The organism is Pseudomonas fluorescens (assembly GCF_001708445.1).
Lineage (GTDB): Bacteria > Pseudomonadota > Gammaproteobacteria > Pseudomonadales > Pseudomonadaceae > Aquipseudomonas > Aquipseudomonas gorinensis.
Genome location: NZ_CP015637.1, coordinates 5,034,735 through 5,048,707, shown reverse-complemented (window position 1 = coordinate 5,048,707; position 13,973 = coordinate 5,034,735). Strand labels below are relative to the sequence as shown.

Here is a 13,973-nt window from a genome sequence, read left to right as displayed (position 1 = left end):
AGGAAGGGAGCTGTTTGCGCCGCTTCCATGCCGAAGTCTTCGGTTCGGGGCTCAAAGGCCCTTCGCCGTATTCCTAGTGGGTGACAGTTGCCAGGTTCAAGCACTGCAACACCCGTACCGTTTTGCGCTGTTGGAGCTTGAAAACGGTTGCCATCCGCTTGAGCGGTTTGGGCTTTCAAATAATCCAGGGGTCAGACCAAACAGGAGCAAGAAAGGGCTTGAGTTTCTCGTCTGATTTGTGTTGGGTCTTTTCGCTTAAAACCCTACATGTAGGGTTTTTTTGGCGCCGAGGTACAAGATAATGCGTTTTTGGAGGCTTAGCAACGCAAGACCTGTGGATAACGCTGTGAGTAAAATGTGTATGAAACTTGGAACACCCGTGTAGGCCGCAGTACTGCTGGATTACGCCGTTTGTCACTGAATATTCCAAGGTAAAAACGTGCGATTGGATTTTTGAGGGCGCGAACCCTATCACAAAAAAACTCGATCACCGAACGCATTTCCCGGCTTGTGTTTGAGGGTTGGGGCATGGCTACAATCGATCATTGTTATGCCCTCACAACATTACAAATAAGGTGTGGCTGGCGAAGATCAACATGTGGGAGGGGGCTTGCTCCCACCTTTGATCGAACAGGCCAATCAATCCCTTAATAACAACGAGGATTACCCGTGGAGCACGAAGCCTGGCAAATACTGATCGTCGAGGATGACGAACGACTCGCCGAGTTGACCCGCGATTATCTGGAGAGCAACGGCTTGCGGGTGTCGGTGGAAAGCGACGGCGCCCAGGCCGCGGCACGGATCATCGCCGAGCAACCCGACCTGGTGATCCTCGACCTGATGTTGCCCGGCGAAGACGGCCTGAGCATTTGTCGCAAGGTGCGCGAGCGCTACGACGGGGTGATCCTCATGCTGACCGCGCGCACCGACGACATGGACCAGGTCATGGGCCTGGACATGGGCGCCGACGACTATGTCTGTAAACCCGTGCGTCCGCGCCTGTTGCTCGCGCGCATCCAGGCCCTGCTGCGGCGCAGCGAACCGGCCGAACCGGCTGTGGTGGAAAACCAGCGTCGCCTGCAATTCGGCCCGCTGGTGGTGGACAACGCCCTGCGCGAAGCCTGGTTGCACGACGGCGGCATCGAGCTGACCAGCGCCGAGTTCGACTTGCTCTGGCTGCTGGTGGCGAACGCCGGGCGTATCCTGTCTCGCGAAGAGATCTTCATCGCCCTGCGCGGCATCGGCTATGACGGCCAGGACCGTTCCATCGATGTACGCATTTCACGCATTCGCCCGAAAATCGGCGACGACCCGATCCACCCGCGCCTGATCAAGACCATCCGCAGCAAGGGCTACCTGTTCGTTCCTGAAGCCGCCGCCGATATGCCGCTGTGAATTCGATCTTCCTGCGTATCTATGGCGGCATGTGCGCGGCGCTGATCCTGGTGGCGCTGCTGGGCGTGTTGGCCTTGCACCTGCTCAATGAAGTGCGCAGCGGCCAGTACCGCGAACGCCTGGCCCACGGCACCTTTGCCTTGATGGGCGACAACCTGCAACCCATGAGCCCGATCGAGCGCCAGCGCGCCCTGGCGGTGTGGGAGCGGTTGTTAGGCATCCCCCTGGAACTGCGCACCCTCAGCGAGGCGCAACTGGACTTGAGCCAACGCAACCGCCTGCAACGCGGCCAGGTACTGGTGGAGCAGACCGGCCCGCATGCGGCGCGGGTGCTGCGCCTGGTCAGTGAGCAAGAGTCACTCGTACTGACCGGCGAAGTGCAACAGATCAGCGAGCAATTGGCGCGCGCGACGATTTACCTGCTGGCCGACGAACTGGTGCGTTTCCCGGTGGCCGAACAGCCACAACGCTTGGCCGCTATAAAGGAAGCCAAGGGCTTTGGCTTTGAGATGCACCTGATGAACCTCGACCAGGCCGATATGGACGATGACCAGCGTCGCCGGGTCGCGGAAGGCGATACGGTAATGGCGCTGGGCAAAGGGGGCGATTCGATCCGGGTGTTTGCCGGCATGGTCGGTACGCCCTGGGTGCTCGAAATCGGCCCGTTGTATCAAATGAACCCGTACCCGGCGCAGTGGTTGATCTTGATCGCCCTGATCGGCCTGACCCTGATCGGCCTGATCGTCTATTTATTGGTGCGCCAGCTCGAACGACGACTCAAGGGCCTGGAAGCCGCGGCCACGCGCATCGCCAAGGGCAACCTGGAAGTGCGTGTGCCCGCCCGCGGTGCCGATTCGGTCGGGCGCCTGGCTGCGGCGTTCAATGGCATGGCCGAGCACCTGCAGCAGTTGCTGGCGATCCAGCGCGAACTGGTGCGCGCCGTGTCCCACGAATTGCGCACGCCAGTGGCGCGCCTGCGCTTCGGCCTGGAGATGATTGGCGAAGCCGCCAGCCCCGAAGCCCGGCGCAAATATATGGAAGGCATGGACAGCGATATCCAGGACCTCGATGGCCTGGTGGACGAAATGCTCACCTACGCCCGCCTGGAGCAGGGCGCGCCGGAGCTGAATTTCCAGCGGGTCGACCTCGATGCGCTGCTCGATCAGGTGATCGGCGAATTGTCGCCACTGCGTCCGCAGGTCAATGTGGCTCGGGGTATTTGCCTGTCATCGGCACATTGGGATGACGCCTGGGTCGATGCCGAGCCGCGCTACTTGCACCGTGCGTTGCAAAACCTGGTGAGCAACGCCATGCGGCATGCTCAGGGGCGGGTGTTGATCAGTTATCAGGTCGGCCAGGTGCGCTGCCGCATCGATGTGGAAGACGATGGCCCCGGCGTGCCGGAAAGCGCCTGGGAGCGCATCTTCACGCCCTTCCTGCGCTTGGACGACAGCCGCACCCGTGCATCGGGCGGGCATGGCCTGGGGTTGTCGATTGTCCGGCGGATTATCTACTGGCACGGCGGCCGGGCGTTGATCAGCAAGAGCAACAACCTGGGTGGGGCGTGTTTCAGCTTGAGTTGGCCCAGGGATCAGGATAAACCCTGACCCCGCCATCGGGAGCCCGTGGAATCGTCGCATCGACCCTCCCACATTTGGAATGCGCTCCCCTGTGGGAGGGAGCTTGCTCCCGATGGCGGTCTATCAAGCGCCGATGGCAACCAGGCTCAACAACTGCCCCTCATTCACAACGAACTGCGCGGTAAGGTCCTTGCCGCGGCACCATTCACTGGACAGGTCCGTCAACAGGCGCAACCGTACAGCCCCGGCCTCCGACCACTCCAGCACCTCGGCATGCTCAAAGTAGAAGCGCTTCTGCACGATCGGGTAAAGCGCCTTGAACAGGCTCTCCTTGGCCGAAAACGTCAAGGTGACCAGCTGCGCATGTTGCTCGCGGGGCAGCACGGCCATGCGCTGCAACTCATCAACGGTGAGGATTTCCCCGGCCAGGCGCTCTGCCCGTTCCAGGCTCAGCATATTTTCCAGGTCCATGCCCAGCCCGCGCCATTGCGCCTTGTGGCCGACAATCGCCGCCGCATGCCCGGTGCTGTGGGTGATGGAGCCACTGATATGCCCTGGCCAGACCGGCGCACGGTCTTCGCCGATGGCCGGGACGCAATCCAGCTGGTCAAGGTGTTGCAGCGCGGCGCGAGCGCACAGTCGGCCGGCGAGAAACTCCGCCTGGCGCTTGGCCACTGAGCGCTGGATGCTTGCCGGCGGGGGGACCGCGCTGCGCTGGAAATCACCCGGCGCCAACAAGGCAGGGTCGAAGCGCGTGCTGAGAAACACCGTGCCCGGCAAAGGATCGGGCAGCGGCCAATGGGCGTCGAGTGGGGTGCAGCAAGCGGGTAGGGGCGTCATGTGCGGTATTTTGCCGAGTTGGTGCGCCAGTGGATAGCCCACAGTGGTTCAGGTGAGGTTCAGAGCCTGTTCAGGGGGAGTTCAGGGGCGCCTGCGTAGTCTGGATCCCACAGCCCAAACGCGTATGAGGTAGCACCATGACTGCGATCAAGAAGCTGATGTTGGCGTTGACCATGCTCAGTGCCACTGCCGGGGTCCAGGCCTCCGATAGCGCCTTTGCAGCATTCGGTAGCGAGCGAACCAAGAAATCCAGCAACCTGATTCATCGTGTCAGCTTCGAAGATGCAGGCACTCAGGCCGCCCCTTGGGGCTGGTCGCTGGGGCTTGCCACCCCGCAGGCGGCTTATCGCGTCGGCTATGGTCGCCTGACTGGTGAGTACAATGGCACTAAACTGCGCCCGCAAGACCTGCAGGGCCGCTATGATATCCCCCTGTCGGACAGTTGAATTGCCTTGGAGAGCCTTATGAAATTGCTGGTGGTGGAAGATGAGGCGCTGCTGCGTCATCACCTGTTTACCCGCCTGACCGACAGCGGCCATGTGGTCGAGGCCGTGGCCAATGCCGAAGAAGCCTTGTACCAGACCGGGCAATTCAACCATGACCTGGCCATTATCGACCTCGGCTTGCCTGGCATGGGTGGCCTGGATTTGATCCGCCAACTGCGCAGCCAGGCCAAGACCTTCCCGATCCTGATCCTGACCGCCCGTGGCAACTGGCAGGACAAGGTCGAGGGGTTGGCGGCTGGTGCCGACGACTATGTGGTCAAGCCTTTCCAGTTCGAAGAGCTGGAGGCGCGCATGAACGCCTTGTTGCGCCGCTCCAGCGGTTTTACCCAGTCGACCATTGTCGCCGGGCCGTTGCTGCTGGACCTCAATCGCAAGCAGGCGTCCCTGGATGAGCAGCCGTTGGCGCTGACCGCCTATGAATATCGGATCCTTGAATACCTGATGCGTCACCATCAACAAGTGGTCGCCAAGGACCGCTTGATGGAGCAGCTCTACCCCGATGACGACGAGCGCGACCCGAACGTCATCGAAGTGCTGGTTGGCCGCCTGCGCCGCAAGCTGGAAGGCACGGCAGGGTTCAAGCCGATCGACACCGTGCGCGGCTTGGGTTACCTGTTCAATGAGCGTTGCCGTTGATTCGCTCGCTACGTGTGCGCTTGATGCTGGCGGCCGCGACCTTGGCCGTGCTGTTTATGCTGGGGTTGTTGCCGGCCATGCAGGGCGCCTTCAGCCTGGCGCTGCAGGATTCCATCGAGCAGCGCCTGGCCTCGGACGTGACCACCTTGATTTCGGCGGCGCGGGTCGAAAACAACCGCCTGCTGATGCCCGCGCAGTTGCCGGACGAACGCTTCAACCTGACCGATAGCCGGCTGCTCGGCTATATCTACGACCGCGAAGGCCACCTGGTGTGGCGCTCGCGCGCGACCCGTGAAGAAAACATCAACTACAAGCCGCGCTACGACGGGCGCGGCAATGAATTTGCGCGGATTCGCGAAGCCAATGGCCAGGAGTTCTTCGTCTATGACGTGGAGGTCAAGCTGCTGGGGGGCAAGAGCGCGGCGTTCAGTATCGTCGCCCTGCAACCGGTGCGCGAATACCAACTGACCCTCGAAGGCCTGCGCGAAAACCTCTACCTGGGCTTCGGCGCGGCCTTGCTGGTGCTGTTGACCTTGTTGTGGCTGGGCTTGACCTGGGGCCTGCAAGCCCTGCGGCGCCTGAGCCAGGAGCTGGACCAGATCGAGGGCGGTACCCGCGAAAGCCTCAGTGAACAACACCCCCGCGAACTGCTGCGCCTGACGGGCTCCCTCAACCGCCTGCTGCACAGCGAACGAGAACAACGCACCCGCTACCGCGACTCCCTTGACGACCTGGCCCACAGCCTGAAAACCCCGTTGGCAGTGTTGCAGGGCGTGAGCGAAGACATGGCCCAGCGCCCTGAGGACCGCGACCAGGCCAGGGTCCTGCAATCGCAGATCGAGCGCATGAGCCAGCAGATCAGCTACCAATTGCAGCGCGCCAGCCTGCGCAAAAGCGGCCTGGTGCGCCATCAGGTGCGTCTGGAACCGGTGGTGCAAAGCTTGTGCGACACCCTGGGCAAGGTGTACCGCGACAAGCGGGTCACGGTGGCCTTCGACTTACCCCCAGAGTGCGATGTGCCGATTGAAAAGGGCGCGTTGCTCGAATTACTCGGCAACCTGCTGGAAAACGCCTACCGCCTGTGCCTGAGCGAGGTGCGCATCAGTTTGGTGGAAAGTCTGGAGGGCACCGAGTTGTGTATCGAAGATGACGGCCCCGGCGTACCGCCGGACCAGCGTGCGCGGATTCTGCAACGGGGCGAGCGCCTGGACCGTCAGCATCCGGGGCAGGGCATCGGCTTGGCGGTGGTCAAGGACATCATCGAAAGCTACGGCGCGCGCCTGACCCTGGGGGATTCAACACTGGGTGGGGCGGCCTTCAGGATTCACTTTCCGGCCGTGTGATCGGCTAGCCGTGGTTAAGGCATCCTTTGTGGCAGGCGGGCTTGCCCTAATGCCGTTCAGTTAAGCGTACATCGCCTTCTGTAGGAGCGAGCTTGCTCGCGAAAAACGTCAACAGTTAAGCGTACATCGCCTTCTGTAGGAGCGAGCTTGCTCGCGAAAAACGTCAACGATAACGCGTGTTTCCTGAATGAACGCGGCGCCTGTGAGTTTTTCGCGAGCAAGAACTAGGCGTCCCCCTCGCTCCTACAAAAAAGCCTTAACTGAACGGCATTAGGGCAAGCCCGCTCGCCACCGTTGCAGTGTTCCTCCTTAACTGACTGGAATTGGGGCTTGCCACAACAAACAATCTTCTAATTTTCCTGGGCCCGATAGGCTCCAGGTGTCAATCCCGTCCACTTCTTGAACGCCCGATGAAACGCCGACGGCTCGGAAAAACCCAGCTGCTCGGCGATCTCCTGCAATGACAAGTCCGCGCGTCCCAGGTGGTAGATGGCGATATCCCGACGTAACTCATCCTTGAGCGCCTGGAAGCTGCAGCCTTCTTCGCGCAGGTGTCGACGCAAGGTCTGCGGGCTGATATGCAGGTGCTGGGCGATAGCCTCCAGATCCGGCCAGGGTGTGCGGTCGCGGCTGAGCAGGCGTCGGATCTGGCTGCTCAAACTGTCGCCTTCATCGGGCCGCGACAGCAAATCAGCCGGGGAGCGCTCGAGGAAAAGCTTGAGCGTGCGTTCGTCCTGCAACAGCGGCAGGCTCAAATAGCGTGCGGGGAATACCAGGCTGCTGGTTGGCGCGCCAAATACCTGGGGGCAGGGAAACAGCAGGTCGTACTCGCTGGCATGGTCCGGCATTGGGTAGCTGAACGTGGCCTGGTGCAGGCGGATACGCTGGCCGATCAACCAACTGCCCAGGCGATGCCAGATGACCAACAGGCATTCGCTGAGGAAGTGGTCCGGGTCCCAGAGCTGGGAATCATCCAGGCTCAAATGCGCCATTTCGCCATCACGCGTCAGCCGCCAACGCGGACCTTGTGGGAATAGGCTATAAAATAATAAGCCGCGTTCCAGAGCCTTCTCCAGGGTGCGGCAGTGGATCAGGGCATGGCACATCATGGCGAAGGTGCCGCGCTTGCTTGGGCCTTCGGCGAACCCCAGGTATTCGTCATCCAGCTCGCGCCAGAGCATTTGCAACAGCCGGGTAAATTGCTCAGGCGCGATGCGGGCGCGAGGTTCATTCAGCAGTTCCGGGGTAATGCCCACCTGCAGCAACAGGCCCGTGTAGTCGTAACCGGCCCGACGCGCACCGCGGAGGGCGGCTCGGGCGTAGTGACTGGCGATGGTACGTTCACGCATGAAGGGGCCTCGTCCATGGAGTGGCGGATGGTAGCCACCCCCTGACGGAGCAACAAGGCGGATATCCGCCAAATTGTAGGACGGGATTGGACGGGTGGGCGGAAATCCGCCACCTCCGGCCCAGCCCCCGATTACGCTGGAATCCCTCGGGCCCTGATGTCTAAAGGCCTGTGGGGATTTTCAGCAAAGTGGCACGGCGTTTGCGATAAGGATGACAGCGCAGGCTTGGTCCTACAGGCCTCGCAAACAACAAATCCCTCCAGTGCAGGAGGGTTCGCAATTCAAGTGCCGTGGGCAATGGCGGATATTTGCCACACGGGACGATTGAGGAACTTTGCAATGACGACTCGTCAGCCACTGTACAAATCCCTGTATTTCCAGGTGATCGTTGCAATCGTTATCGGTATTTTGCTCGGTCACTTCTACCCGCAGACCGGTGTGGCCCTCAAGCCACTGGGTGACGGCTTTATCAAGCTGATCAAAATGGTCATCGCCCCGATCATCTTCTGCACCGTTGTCAGCGGTATCGCTGGCATGCAAAACATGAAATCGGTGGGCAAGACCGGCGGCTATGCGCTGCTGTACTTCGAAATCGTTTCCACCATCGCCCTGCTGATCGGCCTGGTCGTCGTGAACGTTGTGCAACCGGGCGCCGGCATGCACATCGACGTGGCCACCCTGGACGCTTCGAAAGTCGCTGCCTACGTGACTGCCGGTGCAGACCAGAGCATCGTTGGCTTCCTGCTTAACGTGATCCCGAACACCATCGTCGGCGCGTTCGCGACCGGTGACATCCTGCAAGTGCTGATGTTCTCGGTGATCTTCGGTTTCGCCCTGCATCGCCTGGGTGCCTATGGCAAGCCGGTGCTGGACTTCATCGATCGCTTCGCCCACGTGATGTTCAACATCATCAACATGATCATGAAGCTCGCGCCAATCGGCGCCCTGGGCGCCATGGCGTTCACCATCGGTGCTTACGGCGTGGGTTCGCTGGTGCAACTGGGCCAGCTGATGATCTGCTTCTATATCACCTGCGTCCTGTTCGTGGTCGTGGTGCTTGGCGCCATCTGCCGCGCCCACGGTTTCAGCGTGCTGAAACTGATCCGCTACATCCGTGAAGAACTGCTGATTGTCCTGGGTACTTCGTCCTCCGAGTCCGCACTGCCACGCATGCTGATCAAGATGGAACGCCTGGGCGCGAAGAAATCCGTGGTTGGCCTGGTGATCCCGACCGGTTACTCGTTCAACCTCGACGGCACTTCGATCTACCTGACCATGGCTGCCGTGTTCATCGCCCAGGCGACTGACACCCACATGGACATCACCCACCAGATCACCCTGTTGCTGGTGCTGCTGCTGTCCTCCAAAGGCGCTGCGGGCGTGACCGGTAGCGGCTTCATCGTACTGGCAGCGACCCTGTCTGCCGTGGGCCACTTGCCGGTTGCCGGCCTGGCGCTGATCCTGGGTATCGACCGCTTCATGTCCGAAGCCCGTGCCCTGACCAACCTGGTCGGTAACGCCGTTGCCACCCTGGTCGTGGCCAAGTGGGTCAAGGAGTTGGACGAAGACAAGCTGCAAGTCGAACTGGCTTCCGGTGGTCGCGGTATCTCCGACACCCGTGAAGAAGACGACCTGGGCGTGGCTGAAGGCCCTGCTCCCGTTATCAAGTAAGCGGACACGCGGTATGAAAAACCCATCTTCGGATGGGTTTTTTTGTGCCTGGCGATCAGGCCCAAGGCGTGGTGCTCATCAATGCTCAGCCGGGCTTTTTTGTTAATGGTGAGTTAACTTAGCACCCTAAGGATGTTTTTTTATCCGTTCATAAACCTCGTTTATCAAAGGCCCGGTGAGGATTTATCTTCACAAGAGAGCCCGATTAGCCTGAGCCATCTGCGTCAACCGACTCCGCTTTCTTCAAGTGGGCAGATTGCTCGACCCCATAACCCAGTCACTATGCGGGCGTGCCCATGATTACCCTCAAACTCAACGGTCAAGACCATTCATTGGACGTCACCGAGGATATGCCGCTGTTGTGGGCTATCCGCGACGTTGCCGGCTATAACGGCACCAAGTTCGGCTGCGGCATGGGCCTGTGTGGCGCGTGCACCATTCATATCGACGGCGCGCCGGCCCGCAGTTGTATTACCCCGATCGGCGCGGTCAAGGGCCAGGCCATCAGCACCATCGACAACCTGCACACCGACCCCATCGGCCAGGTGGTCCAGCAAGCCTGGCTCGACACGGCCGTGGCCCAGTGCGGTTACTGCCAGGGCGGCCAGATCATGTCGGCCACGGCATTGCTGAAAACCAATCCCAACCCCAGCGATGCGCAAATTGAAGAAGCGATGGTCGGCAATATCTGCCGTTGCGGCACCTACAACCGCATCAAGACCGCGATCCGCCAGGCGGCCACCCACCTGCAGGAGGCCAAGGCATGAGCGCATTGCCGGCTGATTTCGTCCTCAATAACCTCAGTCGTCGCGGCTTCCTCAAAGGGGTCGGCGCTACCGGTGCGTTGGTGGTGGCGGCCAGTTGGGGCCTGCCCGATGCCTTCGCCGCCGACGCGGTGAAGAAGTACGGCGGCGACGCCATGCCCCATGGGCTGATCGACGATCCCAAGGTCTACGTCAGTATTGCCACCGACGGCACGGTGACCGTGATCTGCAACCGTTCGGAAATGGGCCAGGGCGTGCGCACCAGCCTGAGCCTGGTGGTTGCCGATGAGCTGGACGCCGATTGGGCCCATGTGAAGGTCCAGCAGGCGCCCGGTGATGAGGTGCGTTACGGCAACCAAGACACCGATGGCTCGCGCAGCATGCGCCATTGGTATGAGCCGATGCGCCGTTGTGGCGCCAGCGTCCGGGCCATGTTGGAGCAGGCCGCTGCCGAACAGTGGAACGTTCCGGTGGGCGAGTGCCGGGCACAACTGCACAAAGTCATTCACCAGCCGAGCGCTCGCGAATTGGGTTATGGCGAGCTGGCCACCGCTGCCGGTGCATTGGCGGTGCCGGCGCGAGACAGCCTGCGCCTCAAGCAACCGTCGGAATTTCGCTACATCGGCAAGGAGGGCGTCAAGGCCATCGATGGTGCCGATATCGTCAATGGCCGTGCGGTCTACGGCGCTGACGTGCATTTCGACGGCATGCTCTACGCCACCGTTGCACGGCCGAAGGTGTACGGCGGCAAGGTCAAGTCCTTCGATGCCAGTGCGGCGTTGAAGGTGCCGGGCGTGGTCAAGGTCCTGGAAATCGAAAGCCGGCCCCTGCCCTCGGAGTTCCAGCCCCTTGGTGGGATCGCCGTTATCGCCAGCAACACCTGGGCGGCGATCAAGGGCCGTGAAGCGTTGACCATTGTCTGGGACGATGGCGTCAACGCCGGCTACAACTCCGTCGACTACCGTAAGACGCTGGAAGCCGCCGCGCAGAAGCCGGGCAAAGTGGTGCGCAATACTGGCAATCTCGACCAGGCCCTTGGCGAGTCGGACAGTACCCTGGAGGCCGCTTATTACCTGCCCCATCTGGCCCAATCGCCGATGGAGCCGATGGTCGCCATCGCTCGTTTCGACAACGGCCAGTGCGAAGCCTGGGCGCCCAGCCAGGCGCCCCAGGTGACCCGTGAACGAATCGCCGAGCGCCTGGGGCTGCCATTCGATAACGTCACCGTCAATGTCACATTGCTTGGCGGTGGCTTTGGCCGCAAGTCCAAGCCGGACTTCGTCGTCGAGGCGGCCATCCTGGCCAAGGCATTCCCCGGCAAGGCCGTGCGTGTGCAATGGACCCGTGAAGATGACATCCATAACGCTTATTTCCACACCGTGTCCGTTGAATACCTCAAGGCTGGCCTGAACAAGGATGGCCTGCCGTCCGCTTGGCTGCATCGCACCGTGGCCCCGAGTATCACCGCGCTGTTTGCGCCGGGCATGAACCATGAGGCGGCGTTCGAGCTGGGCATGGGCTTTACCAACATGGCCTACGCGATCCCCAACGTACGCCTGGAAAACCCAGAGGCGGCGGCCCATACCCGGGTTGGCTGGTACCGTTCGGTGTCGAACATCCCCCATGGTTTTGCGATTCAATGCTTTGTCGATGAACTCGCGCACAAGGCCGGCCAGGACCCGTTGCAATACCAACTCAAGTTGCTTGGCCCAGACCGTCAGATCGATCCGAAAACCCTGAGTGACGAGTGGAACTACGGCGAATCCCCGGAGCGCTACCCGATCGACACTGCCCGCCTGCGTGGTGTGCTGGAAACCGCAGCCAAGGCGGCGGGCTGGGGGCGCACCTTGCCCAAGGGCCGAGGTCTGGGGCTGGCGGTGCACTACAGCTTCGTCACCTATGTGGCCGCGGTGATCGAGGTAGAGGTCCAGGGTGATGGCACCCTGATCGTGCACAAGGCCGATATTGCCGTGGACTGTGGCCCGCAGATCAACCCGGAGCGCATCCGCTCGCAGTTCGAAGGCGCCTGTGTGATGGGCCTGGGGAATGCCGTGCTGGGTGAAATCAGCTTCAAGGATGGCAAGGTCCAGCAGGACAATTTCCATATGTATGAAGTGGCGCGCATGTCCCTGGCGCCCAGGCAAGTTGCCGTGCACCTGGTCACGCCAAAGGGCGAGGTGCCATTAGGCGGGGTCGGTGAGCCCGGCGTGCCGCCGATTGCGCCGGCGCTGTGCAATGCGATCTTTGCCGCGACGGGTAAGCGTATCCGCGAACTGCCGGTGCGTTACCAACTGCAAGGCTGGCAGGAGGTGAAGGCCTGATGGACAGTGTGGATCTGAACGTCCTGCGTAGCGTGCTCGAATGGCGTCGCGCCGGGCAACGGGTGGTGTTGTATAGCGTGGTCCAGACCTGGGGCAGCGCGCCGCGCCCGCCGGGGGCCATGCTGGCTTTGCGCGGCGATGGCGTGGTGATTGGCTCGGTATCTGGCGGGTGCATCGAAGATGACCTGATTGCGCGCTTGCAGGATGGGCGGTTGGCCGAAGACGGGCCGCCGGTGCAACTGGTGACTTACGGCGTGACCCGGGATGAGGCAGCGCGCTTTGGCTTGCCATGTGGCGGCACCCTGCGCCTGACCGAGGAGCGGGTCATTGAGTGGGAGTGGGTTGCCCAATTGCTGGCGCGCTGCGAGGCCCATGAAATTGTCGCCCGCGAACTGGAGCTGGCCACGGGGGCTGTGAGCCTGAGTGCTGCGAACAAGACCGACGTGGTGAGCTTTGATGGCGAGCGTTTGCGCGCCATCTACGGCCCGCGCTGGCGCCTGCTGTTGATCGGTGCCGGGCAACTGTCGCGTTATGTGGCGGAAATGGCGCGGTTGCTGGATTTCGAAGTGCTGATCTGTGACCCGCGGGATGAATTTGTGTATGGCTGGGAAGAACAGCACGGCCGCTTTGTGCCAGGTATGCCCGATGAAGCGGTGCTGAACATCCAGACCGACGAACGCACGGCCATCGTCTGCCTGACCCATGACCCGCGCCTGGATGACATGGCGCTGCTGACGGCGCTGAACTCCAGTGCGTTTTATATCGGCGCGCTGGGGTCGCGGGTCAATAGCCAGAAACGCCGTGAGAACCTGGCGGCACTTGGTTTGTCGGCCGATGCGATTGCGCGTCTGCACGGGCCGATCGGTTTGCATATCGGCAGCCACACGCCGGCGGAGATCGCGTTGTCATTGATGGCAGAGATTGTCGCGATCAAGAACGGCGTGGAGGCCGTGCAAAAAAAGCCGCTGTCGACGGTGGTTGAGTGATGGTGACTGCCATTGTGCTGGCGGCGGGGCAGGGCAGTCGTTTTCGCGCTGCGGCCGGCGCTGATCAGGACAAGTTGCTGGCGCAGTGCGTTGGCCGGGACGGCGTGACGCGGCCGGTATTCGAGCAGGTGTTGGTGAATGTGCCTGATAGCGTTGCAAAACGCTGTGTGGTGACCTCGCCGGATCGGCTTGAAGTCATCCGTTTGGCACAGCGCTACGGCTGCGAAGTGGTGCTGCTGCGCTCGGCGGGCATGGGCGACAGCCTTGCTGCGGCGGTGGCGGCCAGCCGTTCAAGCGACGGTTGGTTGGTGGTGCTGGGGGATATGCCGTTTATCCTGCCGAGCAGTATTGAGCAGGTGGTGGCGCACGCGGAGGGTATCAGTGTGCCGGTGCATGCTGGACAGTATGGGCATCCGGTCATGTTCGGGCGTTCGCTCGGGCCAGCGTTGATGGCGCTGACGGGGGACCGGGGGGCTCGACCGCTGTTTGCGCATGCCAGCGTACGGGAAGTGCCCGTGGACGACCCCGGCGTGCTATGGGATGTAGATGTGCCACCGTCATTACGTTTCGTGCCTGCCTGAC

General features: G+C 61.6%; 12 protein-coding genes. 10 read left to right on the top strand and 2 right to left on the bottom strand.

The window, feature by feature from the left end:
- Window positions 1–669 precede the first annotated feature (669 nt).
- Both A7317_RS22390 and A7317_RS22385 read left to right on the top strand, forming a co-directional pair.
- A complete protein-coding gene (locus tag A7317_RS22390) occupies window positions 670–1,395 on the top strand; it encodes a response regulator (protein ID WP_024076981.1) in 726 nt (241 codons plus the stop codon).
- On the top strand, window positions 1,392–3,002 hold the full coding sequence (locus tag A7317_RS22385; protein WP_069076854.1) for an ATP-binding protein: 1,611 nt from the start codon (window positions 1,392–1,394) through the stop codon (window positions 3,000–3,002). Before A7317_RS22390 ends, A7317_RS22385 begins: the two co-directional genes overlap by 4 nt.
- Window positions 3,003–3,098: 96 nt before the next feature.
- Here A7317_RS22385 and A7317_RS22380 read toward each other — a convergent pair whose 3' ends face one another.
- On the bottom strand, window positions 3,099–3,815 hold the full coding sequence (locus A7317_RS22380; RefSeq protein ID WP_069077447.1) for a 4'-phosphopantetheinyl transferase family protein: 717 nt from the start codon (window positions 3,813–3,815) through the stop codon (window positions 3,099–3,101).
- 137 nt (window positions 3,816–3,952) lie between these two features.
- Here A7317_RS22380 and A7317_RS22375 point away from each other — a divergent pair, with 137 nt between their 5' ends.
- The 3 genes from A7317_RS22375 to A7317_RS22365 are packed head-to-tail and all read left to right on the top strand — an operon-like array spanning window position 3,953 to window position 6,300.
- Window positions 3,953–4,261, top strand: a complete 309-nt coding sequence (locus tag A7317_RS22375; RefSeq protein WP_069076853.1) for a hypothetical protein — start codon at window positions 3,953–3,955, stop codon at window positions 4,259–4,261.
- A gap of 18 nt (window positions 4,262–4,279) precedes the next feature.
- Entirely contained in the window at window positions 4,280–4,957 is a 678-nt protein-coding gene (locus A7317_RS22370; RefSeq protein WP_024076977.1) for a response regulator, read from the top strand.
- Entirely contained in the window at window positions 4,954–6,300 is a 1,347-nt protein-coding gene (locus tag A7317_RS22365; RefSeq protein WP_024076976.1) for an ATP-binding protein, read from the top strand. Before A7317_RS22370 ends, A7317_RS22365 begins: the two co-directional genes overlap by 4 nt.
- Window positions 6,301–6,650: 350 nt before the next feature.
- Here A7317_RS22365 and A7317_RS22360 read toward each other — a convergent pair whose 3' ends face one another.
- Complete coding sequence (locus A7317_RS22360) at window positions 6,651–7,649, bottom strand: AraC family transcriptional regulator (protein WP_069076852.1); 999 nt, start codon at window positions 7,647–7,649, stop codon at window positions 6,651–6,653.
- 339 nt (window positions 7,650–7,988) lie between these two features.
- Between A7317_RS22360 and A7317_RS22355 the strand changes: the two genes are divergently transcribed.
- The 5 genes from A7317_RS22355 (at window position 7,989) to A7317_RS22335 (ending at window position 13,972) form a co-directional block, all read left to right on the top strand.
- On the top strand, window positions 7,989–9,320 hold the full coding sequence (locus A7317_RS22355) for a dicarboxylate/amino acid:cation symporter (protein ID WP_024076974.1): 1,332 nt from the start codon (window positions 7,989–7,991) through the stop codon (window positions 9,318–9,320).
- A gap of 296 nt (window positions 9,321–9,616) precedes the next feature.
- Window positions 9,617–10,087 carry a (2Fe-2S)-binding protein gene (locus tag A7317_RS22350; RefSeq protein ID WP_024076973.1) on the top strand — a complete coding sequence of 157 codons (471 nt, stop codon included), beginning with the start codon at window positions 9,617–9,619 and terminating at the stop codon, window positions 10,085–10,087.
- Window positions 10,084–12,405, top strand: a complete 2,322-nt coding sequence (locus A7317_RS22345) for a xanthine dehydrogenase family protein molybdopterin-binding subunit (protein ID WP_069076851.1) — start codon at window positions 10,084–10,086, stop codon at window positions 12,403–12,405. The genes A7317_RS22350 and A7317_RS22345 overlap by 4 nt, the downstream gene beginning before the upstream one ends.
- Window positions 12,405–13,391: an XdhC family protein gene (locus A7317_RS22340; protein ID WP_069076850.1), complete on the top strand. Its 987-nt coding sequence runs from the start codon at window positions 12,405–12,407 to the stop codon at window positions 13,389–13,391. Before A7317_RS22345 ends, A7317_RS22340 begins: the two co-directional genes overlap by 1 nt.
- A complete protein-coding gene (locus A7317_RS22335) occupies window positions 13,391–13,972 on the top strand; it encodes a nucleotidyltransferase family protein (protein WP_219730615.1) in 582 nt (193 codons plus the stop codon). The genes A7317_RS22340 and A7317_RS22335 overlap by 1 nt, the downstream gene beginning before the upstream one ends.
- Window position 13,973: the final 1 nt, after the last annotated feature.

Coding starts and splice junctions, on each gene's coding strand:
- A7317_RS22380 (WP_069077447.1), bottom strand. CDS start 3,815: ATGACGCCCCTACCCGCTTGCTGCACCCCACTCGACGCCCATTGGCCG.
- A7317_RS22375 (WP_069076853.1), top strand. CDS start 3,953: ATGACTGCGATCAAGAAGCTGATGTTGGCGTTGACCATGCTCAGTGCC.
- A7317_RS22370 (WP_024076977.1), top strand. CDS start 4,280: ATGAAATTGCTGGTGGTGGAAGATGAGGCGCTGCTGCGTCATCACCTG.
- A7317_RS22360 (WP_069076852.1), bottom strand. CDS start 7,649: ATGCGTGAACGTACCATCGCCAGTCACTACGCCCGAGCCGCCCTCCGC.
- A7317_RS22355 (WP_024076974.1), top strand. CDS start 7,989: ATGACGACTCGTCAGCCACTGTACAAATCCCTGTATTTCCAGGTGATC.
- A7317_RS22350 (WP_024076973.1), top strand. CDS start 9,617: ATGATTACCCTCAAACTCAACGGTCAAGACCATTCATTGGACGTCACC.
- A7317_RS22345 (WP_069076851.1), top strand. CDS start 10,084: ATGAGCGCATTGCCGGCTGATTTCGTCCTCAATAACCTCAGTCGTCGC.
- A7317_RS22340 (WP_069076850.1), top strand. CDS start 12,405: ATGGACAGTGTGGATCTGAACGTCCTGCGTAGCGTGCTCGAATGGCGT.
- A7317_RS22335 (WP_219730615.1), top strand. CDS start 13,391: ATGGTGACTGCCATTGTGCTGGCGGCGGGGCAGGGCAGTCGTTTTCGC.